Origin of the sequence: Variovorax sp. WS11, assembly GCF_010499245.1 — a bacterium.
Classification (GTDB): domain Bacteria; phylum Pseudomonadota; class Gammaproteobacteria; order Burkholderiales; family Burkholderiaceae_C; genus Variovorax.
The window spans coordinates 666,799-685,073 of record NZ_JAAGOW010000001.1 but is presented as its reverse complement, the minus strand read 5'-3'; the positions used below and the strand labels follow the sequence as shown (position 1 = coordinate 685,073).

Genomic DNA, 18,275 nt, shown 5'->3' with positions numbered 1-18,275 from the left:
GATTCTCCAAGTAAAAACGCCCGCTTGCGCAGGCGTCGGATTTGATTGTGGCTATGGCCGCGATGGCCGTCAGGCTTTGGCGGGGGCTGCTTGCCCGAGTGCGATCTTGAGCAGGTCGGCCACCGTATTGGCGTTGAGCTTTTCCATGATGTTGGCGCGGTGCGCCTCCACCGTCTTGATGCTGATGCCGAGGTCGTCGGCGATCTGCTTGTTGAGCCGGCCGGCGACGATGCGTTCGAGCACCTGGGCCTCGCGGCCGGTCAGCTTGGACAGCAGCGCATCGCGGCTGGCCGACTGCTGGTGCTGGGCGAAGGCGCCGCGTGCATGTTCGAGCATGCGCTCGACAAGGGCCACCAGTGCCTCGTCGTTGAAGGGCTTCTGGATGAAGTCCATCGCGCCCTTCTTCATGCTGTCGACCGCCATGGGCACGTCGCCATGCCCGGTGATGACGACGATGGGGAGCGGCGAGCGGCGCTCGATCAGGCGGTCTTGCAACTCGATGCCCGACATGCCGCCCATGCGGATATCGACGATCAGGCAGGCGACTTCGCGCGGGTCGTAGCGCGAGAGAAAGGACTCGGCCGAATCGAAGCAGCGGACCCGGTAGTCCTTGCCTTCGAGCAGCCATTGCAACGAATCGCGGACTGCTTCGTCGTCGTCGACGACATAGACCGTGCCCTTCTTCGGAATCAAACTCATGCGGGTACTTTCGCCTCGTTGCTTGCTACGGAATCAATAGCGTCCAACACCGGAATCCAGAAGGAAAAACGGCATCCGACCACGTCCGGGCCATTGTAGATGTTCTCTGCCCGCATCCGGCCGCGGTGCGACTCGACAATGGTGCGGCAGAGGTTGAGCCCGATGCCCATGCCTTCGGGCTTGGTGGAGAAGAAGGCTTCGTAGAGCCGGTCCATGACTTCCGGCGCCAAGCCCATGCCGGTGTCCTGCACCGAGAACTCGATGGCGTTCTGGCCGTCGATGACCTTGGGCAGCACGCGCAGCTCGACGCTGCGGCGCGCCAGCGGCCGGTCGGCCAGGTCGATGGACTCGGCCGCGTTCTTCAGCAGGTTGACCATCACCTGCTCGATCAGGATCGGATCGACCCGCACCACCGGCAGCCGCGCCGCCACGTAGTGATTGAGACGCACGTTGCGGCGCCTGAGCTCGATGCCGGCGAGTTCGACCGCCTCGCTCACCATCGTCGAGACCTCGGCCGGCGTGCGGTTGGGCTCGCTGCGCTTCACGAAGGAGCGGATGCGCTGGATGATCTGGCCCGCCCGCTGCGCCTGCTTGGAGGTCTTGTCCAGGGCCGCGAGCAAGGCATCCGAATCGATCTGCTGGCCGCGGATGCGCGACATCATCCCGTTGCAGTAGTTGGTGATTGCGGTCAGCGGCTGGTTCAGCTCGTGCGCCACGCTGGAGGCCATCTCGCCCATCGTGATGAGCCGGCTGGCGGCCTGGGCTCGGTCGGCCTGCGCGGCCGACAGGTCCTCGGCCATGCGGCGCGGCGTGATGTCGGTCGCGATCACCAGCTGCGCCAGGCGCCCGTCGACCCAGGTCAGGTAGCGCGATCGCACCTCCAGCCACTTGCCCAGCTCGGGCACGAAGATCTCGTTGTTGGCCGGCTGCGCGGCGGTCAGCTGGTCGATCGGCAGGCCGGCGAAGGGGTCGACGTCGTCGAGCGCATCGTCGTGCGCATGCGAGGCCGGCACGCCGGCCTGCGCCACCATGCCCAGGTGGCCCACGGTGTCGGAGCCGAACCAGAGGCGGTACAGCTTGTTGGCGAAGAGCAGTTCCTCGCTGCCGAGCGGCGCGACCGACACCGAGGCGTCCAGCGCTTCCAGCACGGTGGTGAAGCGCTCGTAGGAGGCCGAGAGCTGCTCGCGGATGCGGGTCGGCTCGGTGATGTCGGTCATCGAAGTCATCCAGCCGGTCTGGTGGCCACGCGCGTCGATCAGCGGCGAGACGTAGAGGCGGGCGTTGAACACGCTGCCGTTCTTGCGCTTGACGCGCACCTGGAAGCCGCCCGGCAGGGCGCGGCCGTGCAGCTCTTCCTCGAGCCGCTCGTTCATGATCTCGCGGTCGGACTCCAGCCAGTAGGGGAAGGGCGGCGTCTGCCCGACCAGCTCGCTCTCGTCCCAGCCGGTCATCGCGCAGAAGGCCGCGTTGACGTAGGTGATGCGGCCCTCGAGGTCGAGCACGCGCATGCCGGTGAGCATGGAGTTCTCCATCGCGCGCCGGAAGTTGGTCTCGGCCACTAGCGCCTGCTGGGCCTGCAGCCGCCGCCGCGTGTGGCGCCAGGTGCCGATCAGCATCCAGCTCGTGAGCACGCTGAGCGCGCCGACCAGCCAGAACAGCCCGTTGCCGACCACGCCCTGCGAGGTGCGGTAGGCCTGCGCCCGCAGCACCAGCGCATTGCCCACCGGCGACACCGGGACCTCGTATTCGTTGGTCTGCTCGCTCCATGGCAGCAGGCGGGTCTCGGCCTCGCGCGGGCTGGCGACCGTGTTGCCGGCGATCAGCCCGCCCTTGGCGTCGAGCAGCGACACCGCATAGCGCGCCGACACTTCCGAGGGCATGCCGTAGCGCAAGATGCCGTCGATCGAGAACTCGCCCAGCACCTCGCCCGCGAACAGGCCCTGGTCGAAGAAGGGGACGTGCAACTGCAGCATCGCCGTCGGATCGCCGCCCGCCACCGGCTGCGAGAACACCGGCTGGCGTAGTTCGCGCGCCAGCGCGTAGTTGCTTTCGATGTCGCCCGGCCGCAGCACGTCGCCCACCGCATGCTGCTGGGACGGGTGCACGCTGGGTGCGGCGTAGCCGGCCTTGAAGCGGCGCCGGTCGTCGATCCAGCTGATGGCCTGCAGCTCGGGGAACTGGCTCACCAGCGACTCCGCCCGGCTCGAGAACTCGGTCGCGTCGATCTCGCGGTTGGAGGCGTCGCGCGCCAGGCGCATCAGCTGCTCCTGGCGCTCCAGCAGGCGCAGGCGCACGCGCTGCTGGGCGTACTCGACGTCGCGCTTCACCGACTCCTGCTCGCGCTCCACCTCCTCCGCGCGTAGGTACCAGAAGGCGGAGACGATGGCGGCCAGGAACAGCAGCACCGCCGCCAGCGGAGCCAGCATCGCCACCGCGTCCTGCAGCATCGGCGTCTGCCGGCGCCACCAGCGCCGCCACCATGAAAGCGGCGACGCGCTGACGGCGCCGCGCGCCACCGCGATCGGGGAGGAGAAGGGCATCGAGCAAGTGTAGGGGAAGGCCTCTCCACGGGCATGTGGACGGGGGGCAGTGACATGACTCCGAAAGAGGCGATGAGGTTCATTTCTCCATTTATGAACGTCGATGAATTTCACTATAAGAAATCGTCACGCACTATTTGAAATTACGAAATTTCTGTGAGAAACTCCGCGCGCTGCCGGTTCCGGCACTAAATTACCCAGCCACACCCCCTCAAAAAGGAGACAAGCATGTCGGCAATTCCCGAGAACCGGTTCGGTTCCGCTGCGAACGACACGGACGCCCAAGAAACCCGTGAGTGGATGGACGCCCTGTCCGCCGTGATTCAGAGCGAGGGGGCCGATCGCGCTCACTTCCTGCTCGAACAGCTGCTGGAGCACGCGCGCCAGCACAGCATCGACAAACCCTTCTCGGCCAATACCGCCTACGTCAACACGATCGAGGCAGACCAGGAAGAGCGCTGCCCCGGCAACCTCGAGATCGAAGAGCGCCTGCGCGCCTACATGCGCTGGAACGCCATGGCCATGGTGGTGAAGGCCAACCGCCACCATCCGCCCGAGGGGGGTGACCTGGGCGGCCACATCGGCTCGTTCGCCTCGCTGGCCAACATGTTCGGCGCCGGCTTCAACCACTTCTGGCATGCCGAGAGCGAGAACCACGGCGGCGACTGCCTCTACATCCAGGGCCACGTCTCCCCCGGCATCTATGCCCGCGCCTACCTCGAAGGCCGCCTGACAGAAGAACAGCTGCTCAACTTCCGCCAGGAGGTCGACGGCAAGGGCCTGTCGAGCTATCCGCATCCGAAGCTGATGCCCGCGTTCTGGCAGTTCCCCACCGTCTCGATGGGCCTGGGCCCGCTGATGGCCATCTACCAGGCGCGGTTCCTCAAGTACCTGCATGCGCGCGGCATCGCCGACACCGCCAACCGCAAGGTGTGGGTGTTCTGCGGCGACGGCGAGATGGACGAGGTCGAGTCGCTGGGCGCCATCGGCCTGGCGGCGCGCGAGCGTCTGGACAACCTGGTCTTCGTCATCAACTGCAACCTGCAGCGCCTGGACGGTCCGGTGCGCGGCAACGGCAAGATCATCCAGGAGCTGGAAGGCGAGTTCCGCGGCTCGGGCTGGAACGTGATCAAGCTGCTGTGGGGCAACGGCTGGGACCCGCTGCTCGCGCGCGACAAGGACGGCGCGCTGCGCAAGATCATGATGGAGACGAACGACGGCGACTACCAGTCGTTCAAGGCCAACGACGGCGCCTATGTGCGCAAGAATTTCTTCGGCCGCGATCCGCGCACCCTGGAGCTGGTCTCGAAGATGAGCGACGAGGACATCTGGAGCCTGCGCCGCGGCGGCCACGATTCGCAAAAGGTGTATGCGGCCTTCGCCGCGGCCGTCAAGCACACGGGCCAGCCGACGGTGCTCCTGATCAAGACCGTCAAGGGCTTCGGCATGGGCAAGATCGGCGAGGGGAAGAACACGGTCCACCAGACCAAGAAGCTCGGCGAAGAAGACATCAAGGGCTTCCGCGACCGCTTCAACATCCCGATCCCCGACAGCCAGCTCGCCGACCTGCCCTTCTACAAGCCGGCCGACGACACGCCGGAAATGAAGTACCTGCACGAGCGCCGCAAGGCGCTGGGCGGCTACCTGCCGTCGCGCCGCGCCAAGGCCGAGGAGAGCTTCACCGTGCCGGCGCTGGACACCTTCAAGGCGGTGCTGGAGCCTACGGCCGAGGGCCGCGAGATCTCCACCACCCAGGCTTACGTGCGCTTCCTCACGCAGCTGCTGCGCGACAAGGCGTTGGGCCCGCGCGTGGTGCCGATCCTGGTCGACGAGGCGCGCACCTTCGGCATGGAAGGCCTGTTCCGCCAGATCGGCATCTACAACCCCGATGGCCAGCAGTACACCCCGGTCGACAAGGACCAGGTCATGTACTACAAGGAAGACAAGGCCGGCCAGATCCTGCAGGAAGGCATCAACGAGGCGGGCGGCATGGCGAGCTGGATCGCCGCGGCCACCTCGTACAGCACCAACAACCGCATCATGGTGCCGTTCTATGTGTACTACTCGATGTTCGGCTTCCAGCGCATCGGTGATTTGGCTTGGGCGGCCGGCGACATGCAGGCGCGCGGCTTCCTGCTGGGCGGCACCTCCGGGCGCACCACGCTCAACGGCGAGGGCCTGCAGCACGAGGACGGCCACAGCCACATCCTCGCCAACACCATCCCGAACTGCGTGAGCTACGACCCGACCTTCGCGCACGAGGTCGGCGTGATCCTGCACCACGGCCTGAAGCGCATGGTCGAGAAGCAGGACAACGTCTACTACTACCTGACGCTGCTGAACGAGAACTACGCGATGCCCGGCTTGCAGCCCGGCACCGAGGAGCAGATCATCAAGGGCATGTACCTGTGCAAGCAGGCGCCCGCGATCAAGGCCGCCAAGGGCAAGGAAGCGCCGGCCGTGCAACTGCTGGGCAGCGGCACCATCCTGCGCGAGAGCTTCGCCGCGCAGGAACTGCTCGAGCAGGACTGGGGCGTCGCCGCCTCGGTGTGGAGCTGCCCGAGCTTCAACGAGTTGACGCGCGACGGCCAGGACGCCGACCGCTGGAACCTGCTGCACCCGACCGAGGCGCCGCGCGTGTCCTTCGTGGCCGAGCAGCTGTCCAAGACGACCGGCCCGGTGGTCGCGTCGACCGACTACATGAAGGCCTACGCCGAGCAGATCCGTCCCTTCATCCCGAAGGACCGCAGCTACCGCGTGCTGGGCACCGACGGCTTCGGCCGCAGCGACTTCCGCAACAAGCTGCGCGAGCACTTCGAGGTGAATCGCCACTACATCGTGGTCGCTGCCCTGAAGGCGCTGGCCGACGATGGCGCGATGCCGGCCGCGAAGGTGGCGGAAGCGATCAAGAAGTACGGCATCAACGTCGACAAGATCAACCCGCTCTACGCGTAACCAACAACCAACAACCAACTGCGCCTCTAGGGCGGGAGAGACGACATGGCTACAGTGGAAGTGAAGGTGCCGGACATCGGCGATTTCGACGAAGTCGCGGTGATCGAAGTGCTGGTGAAGGTCGGCGACGCGGTGAAGCCCGAGCAGTCGCTGATCACGGTGGAGTCGGACAAGGCCTCGATGGAAATCCCGTCGAGCGCGGCCGGCGTGGTGAAGGAGCTCAAGGTCGGCGTCGGCAGCAAGGTCAAAGAAGGCTCGGTCGTGCTGGTGCTGGAAGGTGAGGGCGCGGCGGCTGCTGCCCCGGCGCCGGCAGCTGCGCCGGCTGCCGCGGCACCGGCGCCTGCCGCTGCTTCACCCGCACCGGCACCTGCTGCCGCCGCGCCCGCGGCGACGGGACCGGTCGAGGTCAAGGTGCCCGATATCGGCGACTTCAAGGACGTCGCCGTCATCGAAGTCCTGGTGAAACCGGGCGACACGATCAAGGAAGAGCAGTCGCTCATCACGGTCGAGTCCGACAAGGCCTCGATGGAGATTCCGTCCTCGGCCGCCGGCGTGCTGAAGGAGCTCAAGGTCAAGGTCGGCGACAAGGTCAACATCGGTGATCTGGTCGCGGTCCTCGAAGGTTCCGCGACCGGGGCTGCGGCTGCAGCGCCTGCACCGGCATCGGCGCCTGCAGCGGCGAGCGCGGCGGCTGCGGCACCTTCCGCGGCGCAGGCCACGGCGCCCGCGCCGGCCGCCGCCCCCGCGCACGATCCGACCGTTGCGCCCAGCGGCAAGCTCCCCCATGCCTCGCCCTCGGTGCGCAAGTTCGCCCGCGAACTCGGCGTGCCGCTCGAGGAGGTCAAGGGCACCGGCCTCAAGGGCCGCATCACCCAGGAGGACGTGCAGAGCTTCACCCGCGCGGTGATGAGCGGCGCGGCCAGCACCAAGGCCGGGGCCGCCAAGGCGCCCGCGGGCGGCGGCGGCGAAGCGCTGGGCCTGCTGCCCTGGCCCAAGGTCGACTTCACCAAGTTCGGCCCCGTCGAGCGCAAGGACCTGTCGCGCATCAAGAAGATCAGCGGCGCCAACCTGCACCGCAACTGGGTCATGATCCCGCACGTCACCAACAACGACGACGCGGACATCACCGAGCTCGAGGCCTTCCGCGTCTCCACCAACAAGGAGAACGAGAAGTCCGGCGTCAAGGTGACCATGCTGGCCTTCGTGATCAAGGCCGTGGTCTCGGCGCTGAAGAAGTTCCCCGAGTTCAACACCAGCATGGACGGCGACCAGCTCGTCTACAAGCAGTACTACCACGTCGGCTTCGCCGCCGACACGCCCAACGGCCTGATGGTGCCGGTGCTGCGAGACGCCGACAAGAAGGGCGTGCTGCAGATCAGCCAGGAGATGGGCGAGCTCGCGAAGAAGGCGCGCGACGGCAAGCTGGGCGCGGCCGACATGACGGGCGGCTGCTTCTCGATCAGCTCGCTGGGCGGCATCGGCGGCACGCATTTCACGCCGATCATCAACGCGCCGGAGGTCGCGATCCTCGGCCTCTCGAAGAGCGCGATGAAGCCGGTGTGGGACGGCAAGCAGTTCGTGCCGCGGTTGACCCTGCCGCTGTCGCTGTCCTACGACCACCGCGTGATCGACGGCGCCGCCGCCGCGCGTTTCAACGCCTACCTCGGTCAGGTCCTCGCGGACTTCCGCCGTGTCCTTCTCTGAGGTGCCGACCATGAGCGAAGTGCAAGTCAAGGTTCCGGACATCGGCGATTTCGCGGAGGTCGCGGTCATCGAGGTGCTCGTCAAGCCGGGTGACACCATCAAGGTCGAGCAGTCGCTGATCACCGTCGAGTCCGACAAGGCCTCGATGGAGATCCCGTCCTCGCACGCCGGCGTCGTGAAGTCGCTGGCGGTGAAGGTCGGCGACAAGGTGAGCGAAGGCGCGGTCGTGCTGACGGTGGATGCGGCCGAAGCCGGCGCCGCTGCGCCGGCACCTGCGCCCGCAGCGCCCGCACCGGCTTCTGCGCCGGCGGCCTCGGCACCCAAGGCCGCGGCGCCCCCGCCGGCCCCGGCGCCTGCCGGCAGCTACACCGGCGCGGTCGACCTCGAATGCGACCTGCTGGTGCTCGGCGCCGGCCCCGGTGGCTATTCCGGCGCCTTCCGTGCGGCCGACCTGGGCCTCAAGGTGGTCCTGGTCGAACGCTATGCCACCCTGGGCGGCGTCTGCCTCAACGTCGGCTGCATTCCTTCCAAGGCGCTGCTGCACGTCGCGGCGGTGATGGACGAGGTCAAGCATTTCGCCGACTTCGGCGTCGCCTACAACGAGCCGGTCATCGACCGCAGCAAGCTGCTGGCGCGCAAGAACAAGGTGGTAGGCAAGCTCACCGGCGGCTTGGCCGCGATGGCGAAGATGCGCAAGGTGACCACCGTGCGCGGCATCGGCGAGTTCGTCGACCCATACCACGTCAAGGTGCAGGAAACCTCCGGCGACGGCAAGGACGCGAGCGGCAGTGCGAAGACCGTCAAGTTCCGCCACTGCATCATCGCGGCCGGCTCGCAGGCGGTGCACCTGCCCTTCATGCCCAAGGATCTGCGCGTCGTCGACTCGACCGGCGCGCTGGAGCTGGGCATCGAGCCCAAGCGCATGCTGATCCTGGGCGGCGGCATCATCGGCCTCGAGATGGGTTCGGTCTACTCGACGCTGGGCGCGCGGCTCGACGTGGTCGAGATGCTGGACGGGCTGATGACCGGCGCCGACCGCGACCTGGTCAAGGTCTGGCAGAAGCTCAACGCGCCGCGCTTCGACAACATCATGCTCAAGACCAAGACGGTCGGCGCCGAGGCCACCAAGGACGGCATCCGCGTGATGTTCGAAGGCGAGCAGGCCCCGAAGGAGCCGCAGCTGTACGACCTGGTGCTGCAGGCCGTGGGCCGCAGCCCCAACGGCAAGAAGATCGGCGCCGAGAAGGCCGGCGTGGCCGTCAGCGACCGCGGATTCGTTCCGGTCGACATCCAGATGCGCACCAACGTGCCGCACATCTTTGCCGTCGGCGACATCGTGGGCCAGCCCATGCTGGAGCACAAGGCGGTGCACGAGGCGCACGTGGCGGCCGAGGTGATCGCCGGCGAGCAGAAGGGCGACAAGGAGCTCGCGAGCGCGGCCTTCAACGCCCGCGTGATCCCCAGCGTGGCCTACACCGACCCCGAAGTGGCCTGGGTCGGCCTCACCGAGGACCAGGCCAAGGCCGAGGGCGTGAAGATCGAGAAGGGCCTGTTTCCGTGGACCGCCTCCGGCCGGGCGATCGCCAACGGCCGCGACGAAGGCTTCACCAAGCTGCTGTTCGACAAGGAGTCGCACCGCATCGTCGGCGGCGGCATCGTCGGCACGCATGCCGGCGACATGATCGGGGAGATCGCCCTGGCGATCGAGATGGGCGCCGACGCCTTCGACATCGGCAAGACCATCCACCCGCACCCGACGCTCGGCGAGAGCATCGGCTTGGCAGCCGAGGCGGCGCACGGCCACTGCACGGACCTGCCGCCGGTCAAGCGCAGTTAGCCCGCGACCGCGCGCACAACAAAAAACCCGCCGAGGCGGGTTTTTTGTTGGAAAGCGCGAAAGGGCTATTCGCCGGAGACGGTCTTGGCCTCGTCCTGCGCCGACAGCACACGGCGGGCGCCGTTGAAGCGGCGCTGCCAGTAGCTGCCGTTCATGTCCTCGACCCGCACCTCGGCGCCGGTTCGCGGCGCGTGGATGAACTTGCCGTCGCCCACATAGATCCCAACGTGGCTGAAGGCGCGGCGCATGGTGTTGAAGAAGACCAGGTCGCCGGGCTTGAGCTCGCTGCGGTCGATCTTCTGGGTGGCGGCGGCTTGCTCCTCGGCGCGGCGCGGGAGCAGGTGGCCCACCGTCTGGTTGTACATCGCGCGCACGAAGCCGCTGCAGTCGAAGCCGGTTTCCACTGTATTGCCGCCGCGCTTGTAGGGCACGCCCAGGAAGCCGATGGCGGTGACGACGAGGTCGGAGGTGCGAGCCACCACCGTCTGGCGAACTTGATGGAGCTGGCTGATCAGGCCCTTGTCGGCGGGCTGGGCGTCCATCTCTTCATGGCGATCCAGCTGCGGCGCGGCGTGAGCGGCGAAGGCGAGCAGGAGGCAGGCGGGGAGAATGAAAAATCGCATGGCGCGTAGGATATGGATGACAAAAAGCGGTGTCAATTTCATGCGAAGTCATGATTATGCATGTAACTCATTGTCACTGTTGAGGTTTTTAAAGACGCGAATTACTTGGATTGTAAAGTTCAAGTTATGGGTAATAAGTTTCTGCGACTCTGTAATCCAAAAGTTTTGAATTGATCCCGGCGGGTTGTACGAATTTTTTCTAGTACCGAGTACGAAAGGATTGCCATGCAGTCACCGTCTTTGCGCACAGCGCTTCTGGCTCTCGGCATTTTGGCTGCGGCCGGGATTGCCGCCGCGGCACCCAGGCCGGAGGTGCTTGCCTCAGGTCTGGAAAATCCCTGGGGCGTGGCCTTTCTCCCCGGCGGCCGCTTCCTCGTGACGGAGAAGGCCGGCCGTATGCGGGTGGTCGGCGCCGACGGCAAGCTGGGCGCGCCGCTGACCGGCGTGCCCCCAGTCGCGGCCGGCGGGCAGGGCGGCTTGCTGGACGTGCTGGCGGATTCCGACTTCGAGAGGAACCGGACCTTCTATTTCTGTTTCTCCGAGCCCGAGGCGGGTGGTTCGGCCAACGGCACGGCGCTGGCGCGCGCGCAGCTCTCGCCCGACGGCAGTCGCCTTGACAACCTGCGCGTCATCTTCAGCCAGCGCCCCAAGGTGGCCAGCCGCCACCACTTCGGCTGCCGCATCGTCGAGGCCAGGGACGGCACCTTGTTCCTCACCCTGGGCGATCGCTTCAGCCGCAAGGAGGATGCCCAGAAGCTCGACAACCACGTGGGCAAGCTGGTGCGCGTCGCCAAGGACGGCACGGCACCGGCGGACAACCCTTTCGTCGGCCGCCCTGGCGTATTGCCCGAGATCTGGAGCTACGGGCACCGCAACGGCCAGGGCGCGACGCTGGCGCCCGACGGCAAGCTGTGGATGCACGAGCACGGCCCGCAGGGTGGCGACGAGATCAACATCCCCGAGCCCGGCCGCAACTATGGCTGGCCGGTGATCACCTACGGCGAGAACTACGGCGGCGGAAAGATCGGCGACGGCCTCACGCGCCAGGAGGGCATGGAGCAGCCGCTGCACTACTGGGTGCCCTCGATCGCGCCCTCGGGCATGGCCTTTCTCACCAGCGACCGCTACGGCGCGGCCTGGAAGGGCAACCTGTTCGTGGGCTCGCTCAAGTTCGGCTACCTCGACCGCATCGAGCTGCGCGACCGCAAGGTGGTGGCGGAGCATCGCTTGCTGGAAGACGGCCGGGCCCGGATCCGCGACGTCAAGCAAGGGCCGGATGGCCTGCTCTATTTACTGACCGATCAATCCGACGGCAAGCTCATCCGCCTGCTGCCGGATTGAATCGGTTTCGGCAGGTGGCGGCAAATGCGTCTGCCGCGGGCCCGCCTGTTCGGTGGTACGGTCTAGGGCTTTCCGATCCCCGCTTCCCCGAAAGACCCGCTCCCCATGCTGCTCGACGCTTCGCAATCCCAACTGGTCCTGGTCGACTACCAGCAGCGCCTCATGCCCGCCATCTTCGAGTCGCAGGCGGTGCTCGCGAATGCGGTGCGGCTGGGCCGCATGGCGGGCCTGCTGGAGGTCCCGGTCTGGGGCACCGAGGAGAACCCCTCGAAGCTGGGCGAAAACGTCGCCGAGCTGCGTGCCCTGTGCCAGCGCACCTTGCCCAAGATGCATTTCAGCGCCGTGGAAGAAGGCCTGGCCGACTGGTTGCGTGCGCCGTCCAAGGCTCCCCAAGGCAATGCGCGCAGCCTGCCGAAGCACCTGCAGAAGGCGCAGAAGCCCGCCGAGGAGCGCAACACGGTCGTGATCGCCGGCTGCGAGGCCCATGTGTGCCTGCTCCAGACCGCCCTGGACCTGCTCGAGGACGAGTTCGAGGTCTGGGTCGTGACCGACGCCTGTGGCTCGCGCACCGAGCGCAATCGGGACGCCGCCTTCGACCGCCTGGCCGGCGCCGGCGCCGAGTTGGTGACCGCCGAGATGGTCGGCTTCGAGTGGGTGCGCAGCGCCGAGCACCCTCGCTTCAAGGATGTGCTGGCGCTGATCCGCTAGCTGCGAATCGAAGGGGCGGCTAGACCCGCCGCCGCGCGCGCACGGCTGCGGCCAGCCCCTGCAGCACCGGCACCGTCTGCGCAAAGCCGATGCACGCGTCGGTGACCGAGATCCCGTGCTTCAGCGGTACGCCGGGCACCAGGTCCTGCCGGCCTTCCTCCAGGTGGCTCTCGATCATCACGCCGGCGATGCGCCGTTCGCCGCCTGCGATCTGCCCGGCCACGTCGTCGGCGACCTCGACCTGCCGCCGATGCTGCTTGCTGCTGTTGCCGTGGGAAACGTCGATCATCACCTGCTCGCGCAGGCCGAGCGCGCGCAGCGCCTCGCAGGTCGCGGCCACGTCCGCCGCCGCGTAGTTGGGCGTCTTGCCGCCCCGCAGGATGACGTGGCAGTCGTCGTTGCCGCGGGTCTCGAAGATGGCGGCCATGCCCATCTTCGTCATGCCCATGAAGGCGTGCGGCGCCCGCGCGGCGAGGATCGCGTCGGCCGCGACCTTGATGCTGCCGTCGGTGCCGTTCTTGAAGCCCACCGGGCAGCTCAGCCCGGAGGCCAGCTGGCGGTGGCTCTGGCTCTCCGTCGTCCGCGCGCCGATGGCGCCCCAGGCGATCAGGTCGGCGATGAACTGCGGGCTCAGCAGGTCGAGGAACTCGGTGCCGGTCGGCAGGCCCATCGTCGTCAGCTCCAGCAGCAGGCGCCGCGCGCGCTCGAGGCCTTCGTTGATCGCGAAGCTGCCGTCCAGGTGCGGGTCGTTGATGTAGCCCTTCCAGCCCACCGTGGTGCGCGGCTTCTCGAAGTAGGTGCGCATCACGATCAGCAGGTCGTCGTGCAGATCGTCGGCCACGGCCTTGAGCTGGTGGCCGTATTCGAGCGCCTGGTCATGGTCATGGATCGAGCAGGGCCCGACCACCACCACGAGCCGGTCGTCGCGGGCGTGCAGCACGTCGGCGATCGCGGCGCGGCTGGCCTCGACCAGCGCGAGCGTGTCGTCGCGCACCGGCACGCGCTCCTGCAGCAGCGCGGGTGTGATCAGGGGGCGGACGGCGCCGATGCGCACGTCGTCGATGCGGGTGGTGTCGAGCGTGCTGTCGCGGGAGCCGATCTCGGCATCGTGGAGAGGGTCGTCAAGTCTGGTCATGGCGTTTTCAGCGGCTCGTTCGAGGGGAGAGGGCCTGGATTGTCCGCCGATAATCGACCGGTCCGCGCCACCGAGTCGAGCGCTTTTTCACCCCCTGGAGCACCCCCATGTCCGCTGTCATTCCCGCAACTCTGATCGCCGGGGACGGCATCGGTCCCGAGATCGTCGACGCCACGCTCGCTGCCCTCGACGCGCTGGGCGCCCCCTTCGAATGGGAGCGCCAGGTCGCCGGCCTCGCCGGCGTGCAGCAGGCGGGCGACCCGCTGCCGGCAGCCACGCTGGAGAGCATCCGCCGCACCCGCCTCGCGCTGAAGGGCCCGCTGGAAACGCCCTCCGGCGGCGGCTACCGCTCCTCGAACGTCCGCCTGCGCGAGGAGTTCCAGCTCTATGCCAACCTGCGCCCCGCGCGCACCATCGTTCCGGGTGGCCGCTTCGACAACATCGACCTGGTGGTGGTCCGCGAGAACCTCGAGGGCCTGTACATCGGCCACGAGCACTATGTGCCCATCGACGGCGATCCGCACGCGGTGGCGATGGCCACCGGCATCAACACGCGCCAGGGCAGCCGGCGCCTGCTCGAGTTCGCTTTCGAGACCGCCGTCGCGACCGGCCGCAAGAAGGTCACGATCGTGCACAAGGCCAACATCATGAAGGCACTGACCGGCATCTTCCTGGAGACCGGCCTCGAGCTCTACGAGCGCAATTACAAGGGCAAGTTCGAGCTCGACACGGTCATCATCGACGCCTGCGCGATGAAGCTGGTGCTCAACCCCTGGCAGTTCGACATGCTGGTCACGACCAACCTCTTCGGCGACATCCTGTCCGACCTGGTCGCCGGGCTGGTCGGCGGCCTGGGCATGGCGCCCGGGGCCAACATCGGTGCCGGTGCCGCCATCTTCGAGGCGGTGCACGGCTCCGCGCCGGACATTACCGGCAAGGGCATCGCGAATCCCACCGCGCTGCTGCTGGCCGCTGCCTTGATGCTCGACCACGTCCAGCTGCCGGCGCTGGCGACGCGCCTGCGCAAGGCCATCGACGACACGCTCAACATCGACAAGGTGCGCACCGGCGACCTGGGCGGCAGCGCCGGGACCGCGGCCTTCACCCAGGCGCTGGTGAGCCGGATCGCCAACGGCTGAGCGGGCGGCGTCTCCTCGCGGCTACTTGCCGACGATCGTCAGCTCGCGGTCGTTGGCAGTCACGTCGAAGAGCGAGAGCAGTTCCGGACCGAGCACGGCATCCGTCGACTTGCCGCCGAGGGGGCCGATCACCACGGTCGCCTGCGGCACCCGGAAAGGCCCGAAGGTCATGGGCACGCGCTCGATGCGGCGCGCATCCGTGCCGGTTCCAGCGGTCTGGATGTAGGCCGGCGTACCGCCGATCAGGTTGGCACGGGCGGCGAAGTCCTCGGTCACGGCGACGCCGGCGTTGACCGTCGCAGCGCGGTCGATCGCGAACTGCACCGGGAAGCCGTTGACCGTGCCGCGAATCCAGAACCGGCCGTCCTGCCCGACTGGCACCGTGATCTGCTTCGATCCATCGACCGAGATGTTCTCGTTCTTGCCTTTGGGCTGGCCGCTGGTCTCGACCAGGACGCAGTCGCGGGAGCGCGTCTTTGCGGGTCCGGCATCGGCCGGCACGTTGGTATAGGCCTTCCCGCACTTGAAGATGGGTTCTGCCGAGGCCGGCTGCACGGCCACGACGCCGAGCGCCATCGCCACCTGCGCGCCGATGCGGCGCAGCGCTCTTCCGGATCCAGGGTGCTCAGGCATGGCATCACCTCGCGCGAGTGAACGAGACTCGACGATGCGCCCGACAGCGCCGGCGTGGTGTCATCCAAATCCGACGCCGGCTGAACGGTCTTTGGCAGCCGATCGATGGCGCCCCGGCGGCGCCTCAGGATGCCAACTGCTTCATCTCCGCATAGAGGTCCGCCTTGCCCTCGAAGCCGATGCCCGGCAGCTCGGGCAGCACGACGTAGCTGTTGTCGACCTTGACCCCATCCGGAAAGCCGCCGTAGGGCTGGAACAGGTCGGGGTAGGACTCGTTGCCCCCCAGCCCCAGCCCGGCCGCGATCGCCAGCGACATCTGGTGGCCGCCGTGCGGCACGCAGCGCGAGGGCGACCAGCCGTTCTCCTTGAGCATCTCCAGCGTGCGCAGGTACTCGACGAGGCCGTAGCTGAGCGCGCAATCGAACTGCAGGTAGTCGCGGTCCGGGCGCATGCCGCCGTAGCGGATGAGATTGCGCGCGTCCTGCATCGAGAACAGGTTCTCGCCGGTGGCCATGGGGCCGCTGTAATGCTGGGCGAGCTCGGCCTGCAGCGCATAGTCCAGCGGATCGCCGGCTTCCTCGTACCAGAACAGGTCGTACGCCGACAGCGCCTTTGCGTACTCGACGGCGGTCTTCAGATCGAAGCGCCCATTGGCATCCACCGCCAGCTTCTGGCCCGGCCCGAGCAGCTTGAGCACCGCCTCGATGCGCTTGCAGTCCTCGGCCAGCGAGGCGCCGCCGATCTTCTTCTTGACCACCGAGTAGCCGCGGTCCAGGTAGCTGCGCATCTCGCGCTCCAGGCCTTCGATCCCCTGGCCCGGCCAGTAGTAGCCGCCGGCCGCATAGACGAAGACCTTGCGGTCCGGCTTGCCGGTGCCGTAGCGCTCGGCCAGCAGCTGGTAGAGCGGCTTCTGCTCGATCTTGGCCACCGCATCCCACACCGCCATGTCGATGGTGCCGACCGCGACCGAGCGCTCGCCGTGCCCGCCGGGCTTCTCGTTGGTCATCATCGTGGCCCAGATCTTGTGCGGATCGAGGTTGTCGCGCTCGTCGTCGACCAGCGAGGCCGGATCCGCCTCCAGGATGCGCGGCCGGAAGCGCTCGCGGATCAGCGAGCCCTGGCCGTAGCGGCCGTTCGAATTGAAGCCGTAGCCCACCACCGGCTTGCCGTCGCGGATCACGTCGGTGACCACGGCCACGAGGCTCAGGGTCATCTTCGAGAAATCGATGTAGGCGTTGCGGATGTTGGATTTGATGGGCTTGGTCTCTTCCTTGATGTCGATGATCTTCATGGTGGCACTCGATGGGTTAGCGCGGCAGCGAGGAGCCGCCGCAGATCTGGATGTCCTGGCCGGTGATGGCGCCGGCCTGCGATGAAAGGAGAAAGGCGACGAGCGCCGCGATCTCGTCCGGCTGGATCAGCCGGCCGATGGGTGGCAGCACGGGCGCTTCCGCGGCGCGCGACGGGTCGGAGGTCATCGCGGTCTGCGTCGCCGCCGGCGACACCACGTTGACGGTGACGCCGCGCGCGGCCACTTCCGCCGCCCAGCTGCGCGCCAGCGCCACCAGTGCGGCCTTCGAGGCGGCGTACTGGCTGCGCCCGGCCTTGCCCTGCGCGACGCGGCTGCCGACGAGCACCACGCGGCCTTGCCCGGCCTGCGCCATCGCCGGAAGCAGCACGTTGGCGATGCGCGTGGCCGCGTCGACATGCAGACGCCACATCAGCTCGCCGTCGGCGAGGTCGAGGCTGCCCACGGCGCCGACGCGCAGCACGCCGGCCGCATGCACGAAGGCCGTGACGCCAGCCGTCTGCCGTGCCGCCTCGTCGGTCGCCACCGCGTTCGAGAGGTCGACCTCGACGGACGCGAAGGCGGCGTGCGCGATAGCCGGCGCCGAGCGGTCGAAGCCCGTGACCTGCCATCCGCCCGCCAGCAAGGCCTGGGCGATGGCGAGGCCGATGCCGGAGCTGCTGCCGGTCACCAGGGCGTGCGGGCTATTCGGCACGGATGCTCGCCTCGGAAATGATCTTGGCCGAGCGCGCCATGTCCTCCTTCTGGAAGGCGGCGAAGTCGGCGATGCTGCCCGGCGTCAGCAGCAGGCCCTGGACGGTGAGCTTGTCCTTGATCTCGGGCGCGTCCAGCGCCTTGTTGACCTCGGCATTCAGGCGCTGCGCGATCTCCTGCGGCATCTTCGCCGGCGCCCACAGGCCGTACCAGCTGTAGAACTCGTAACCCGGCAGCGTCTCCCCGACGGTCGGCGTGTTGGGCATGCTCGCGATGCGCGACTTCGAGGTCACGGCCAGCACCTTCAGCATGCCGCTCTTCGCGTATTGCGCCGAGCCCAGCACCGGATCGACGAAGCCGTCGATCTGCCCGCCGATCAGGTCCTGGTACGCCGGGCCCGAGCCTTTGTACGGCACGATCAGGTAGTCGATGCCACTCGCGCGCTTGAGCAGCTCGGTCGACAGGTGGCCCGCCGAGGCCGAGGAGCCGATGGCGAAAGTGAGCTTGCCCGGGTTGGATTTCGCATGTGCGATCAGCCCCTTGAGGTCGTTCACCGGCAGGTTCTTGTTGACCGCGATCGAGAGCGGCGCCTTCGCCACCAGCGCGACCGGCTGGAAGTCCTTGCTGACGTCGTAGGGCGTGGACTTGACCACCATCGGCGTCGTCGTGAAGGTTGAGGGGCTGAAGAGCAGCGTGTAGCCGTCGGGGGTCGCGCGGGCCACGGCCGCCGAGCCGATGGCGCCGCCGGCGCCCGCGCGGTTGTCGACGACCACGCTCTGGCCCAACTGCTCGCCGAGCTTCTGCGCCAGCATGCGGCCCACGGTGTCGAGCGTGCCGCCGGGCGGGAAGGGGATGATCATCGTGATGGGCTTGGCGGGCCAGGCCTGGGCGCCGGCGGCGCCGGCCAGACCGAGCAGCACGGCGGAGAGCGCGCAGTGCGCGAGAGTCCTGCGTTGCAT

14 protein-coding genes are annotated in these 18,275 nt (G+C 67.6%); 6 read left to right on the top strand and 8 right to left on the bottom strand.

The window, feature by feature from the left end; translation table 11 throughout:
* Positions 1-69: 69 nt before the first annotated feature.
* Together GXN78_RS03535 and GXN78_RS03530 are read right to left on the bottom strand one after the other, a co-directional pair.
* Positions 70-699, bottom strand: coding sequence for a response regulator transcription factor (locus GXN78_RS03535; RefSeq protein WP_028253580.1), 630 nt, complete (start codon positions 697-699; stop codon positions 70-72).
* Positions 696-3,239, bottom strand: a complete 2,544-nt coding sequence (locus GXN78_RS03530) for a PAS domain-containing sensor histidine kinase (RefSeq protein WP_106557780.1) — start codon at positions 3,237-3,239, stop codon at positions 696-698. Before GXN78_RS03530 ends, GXN78_RS03535 begins: the two co-directional genes overlap by 4 nt.
* Before the next feature lie 228 nt (positions 3,240-3,467).
* Between GXN78_RS03530 and aceE the strand changes: the two genes are divergently transcribed.
* From aceE to lpdA, 3 genes are read left to right on the top strand one after another with little or no spacing between them, the layout of a single operon-like run.
* Entirely contained in the window at positions 3,468-6,194 is a 2,727-nt protein-coding gene (aceE, locus tag GXN78_RS03525; protein WP_106557779.1) for a pyruvate dehydrogenase (acetyl-transferring), homodimeric type, read from the top strand.
* A 45-nt stretch (positions 6,195-6,239) separates the two neighbouring features.
* A complete protein-coding gene (aceF, locus tag GXN78_RS03520) occupies positions 6,240-7,898 on the top strand; it encodes a dihydrolipoyllysine-residue acetyltransferase (RefSeq protein WP_106557778.1) in 1,659 nt (552 codons plus the stop codon).
* Between the two features lie 10 nt (positions 7,899-7,908).
* Positions 7,909-9,735 (top strand): dihydrolipoyl dehydrogenase, encoded by a 1,827-nt coding sequence (gene lpdA, locus GXN78_RS03515; RefSeq protein WP_106557777.1) that lies wholly within the window; start codon positions 7,909-7,911, stop codon positions 9,733-9,735.
* Positions 9,736-9,800: 65 nt separating this feature from the next.
* On the opposite strand, the gene GXN78_RS03510 is transcribed toward lpdA, so the two are convergent.
* Positions 9,801-10,358, bottom strand: coding sequence for a C40 family peptidase (locus GXN78_RS03510; RefSeq protein WP_106557776.1), 558 nt, complete (start codon positions 10,356-10,358; stop codon positions 9,801-9,803).
* Positions 10,359-10,583: 225 nt separating this feature from the next.
* On the opposite strand from GXN78_RS03510, the gene GXN78_RS03505 reads away from it, so the two are divergent.
* On the top strand, positions 10,584-11,699 hold the full coding sequence (locus tag GXN78_RS03505; RefSeq protein WP_106557775.1) for a PQQ-dependent sugar dehydrogenase: 1,116 nt from the start codon (positions 10,584-10,586) through the stop codon (positions 11,697-11,699).
* A gap of 105 nt (positions 11,700-11,804) precedes the next feature.
* Positions 11,805-12,407, top strand: coding sequence for an isochorismatase family protein (locus GXN78_RS03500; protein ID WP_106557774.1), 603 nt, complete (start codon positions 11,805-11,807; stop codon positions 12,405-12,407).
* Positions 12,408-12,426: 19 nt separating this feature from the next.
* Here the strand turns inward: GXN78_RS03500 and GXN78_RS03495 are convergent, their stop codons facing one another.
* Positions 12,427-13,542 (bottom strand): 3-deoxy-7-phosphoheptulonate synthase, encoded by a 1,116-nt coding sequence (locus GXN78_RS03495; protein WP_106557773.1) that lies wholly within the window; start codon positions 13,540-13,542, stop codon positions 12,427-12,429.
* A gap of 107 nt (positions 13,543-13,649) precedes the next feature.
* Between GXN78_RS03495 and GXN78_RS03490 the strand changes: the two genes are divergently transcribed.
* A complete protein-coding gene (locus GXN78_RS03490; RefSeq protein WP_106557772.1) occupies positions 13,650-14,681 on the top strand; it encodes an isocitrate/isopropylmalate family dehydrogenase in 1,032 nt (343 codons plus the stop codon).
* Positions 14,682-14,702: 21 nt separating this feature from the next.
* Here the strand turns inward: GXN78_RS03490 and GXN78_RS03485 are convergent, their stop codons facing one another.
* The 4 genes from GXN78_RS03485 to GXN78_RS03470 form a co-directional block, all read right to left on the bottom strand.
* Positions 14,703-15,314 (bottom strand): aspartyl protease family protein, encoded by a 612-nt coding sequence (locus GXN78_RS03485; protein WP_106557771.1) that lies wholly within the window; start codon positions 15,312-15,314, stop codon positions 14,703-14,705.
* Between the two features lie 124 nt (positions 15,315-15,438).
* Positions 15,439-16,605 carry a mandelate racemase/muconate lactonizing enzyme family protein gene (locus GXN78_RS03480; protein ID WP_106557770.1) on the bottom strand — a complete coding sequence of 389 codons (1,167 nt, stop codon included), beginning with the start codon at positions 16,603-16,605 and terminating at the stop codon, positions 15,439-15,441.
* Between the two features lie 16 nt (positions 16,606-16,621).
* Positions 16,622-17,317: an SDR family oxidoreductase gene (locus GXN78_RS03475; RefSeq protein WP_106557769.1), complete on the bottom strand. Its 696-nt coding sequence runs from the start codon at positions 17,315-17,317 to the stop codon at positions 16,622-16,624.
* Positions 17,307-18,275: a tripartite tricarboxylate transporter substrate binding protein gene (locus GXN78_RS03470; protein ID WP_106557768.1), complete on the bottom strand. Its 969-nt coding sequence runs from the start codon at positions 18,273-18,275 to the stop codon at positions 17,307-17,309. Before GXN78_RS03470 ends, GXN78_RS03475 begins: the two co-directional genes overlap by 11 nt.

What these genes read in the sequence shown, in the direction of transcription:
- GXN78_RS03530 (WP_106557780.1), bottom strand. Translation starts at nt 3,239, where the DNA reads ATGCCCTTCTCCTCCCCGATCGCGGTGGCGCGCGGCGCCGTCAGCGCG.
- GXN78_RS03510 (WP_106557776.1), bottom strand. Translation starts at nt 10,358, where the DNA reads ATGCGATTTTTCATTCTCCCCGCCTGCCTCCTGCTCGCCTTCGCCGCT.
- GXN78_RS03490 (WP_106557772.1), top strand. Translation starts at nt 13,650, where the DNA reads ATGTCCGCTGTCATTCCCGCAACTCTGATCGCCGGGGACGGCATCGGT.
- GXN78_RS03470 (WP_106557768.1), bottom strand. Translation starts at nt 18,275, where the DNA reads ATGCAACGCAGGACTCTCGCGCACTGCGCGCTCTCCGCCGTGCTGCTC.
- GXN78_RS03535 (WP_028253580.1), bottom strand. Translation starts at nt 699, where the DNA reads ATGAGTTTGATTCCGAAGAAGGGCACGGTCTATGTCGTCGACGACGAC.
- GXN78_RS03485 (WP_106557771.1), bottom strand. Translation starts at nt 15,314, where the DNA reads ATGCCTGAGCACCCTGGATCCGGAAGAGCGCTGCGCCGCATCGGCGCG.
- GXN78_RS03505 (WP_106557775.1), top strand. Translation starts at nt 10,584, where the DNA reads ATGCAGTCACCGTCTTTGCGCACAGCGCTTCTGGCTCTCGGCATTTTG.
- aceE (WP_106557779.1), top strand. Translation starts at nt 3,468, where the DNA reads ATGTCGGCAATTCCCGAGAACCGGTTCGGTTCCGCTGCGAACGACACG.
- GXN78_RS03500 (WP_106557774.1), top strand. Translation starts at nt 11,805, where the DNA reads ATGCTGCTCGACGCTTCGCAATCCCAACTGGTCCTGGTCGACTACCAG.
- aceF (WP_106557778.1), top strand. Translation starts at nt 6,240, where the DNA reads ATGGCTACAGTGGAAGTGAAGGTGCCGGACATCGGCGATTTCGACGAA.
- GXN78_RS03480 (WP_106557770.1), bottom strand. Translation starts at nt 16,605, where the DNA reads ATGAAGATCATCGACATCAAGGAAGAGACCAAGCCCATCAAATCCAAC.
- lpdA (WP_106557777.1), top strand. Translation starts at nt 7,909, where the DNA reads ATGAGCGAAGTGCAAGTCAAGGTTCCGGACATCGGCGATTTCGCGGAG.
- GXN78_RS03495 (WP_106557773.1), bottom strand. Translation starts at nt 13,542, where the DNA reads ATGACCAGACTTGACGACCCTCTCCACGATGCCGAGATCGGCTCCCGC.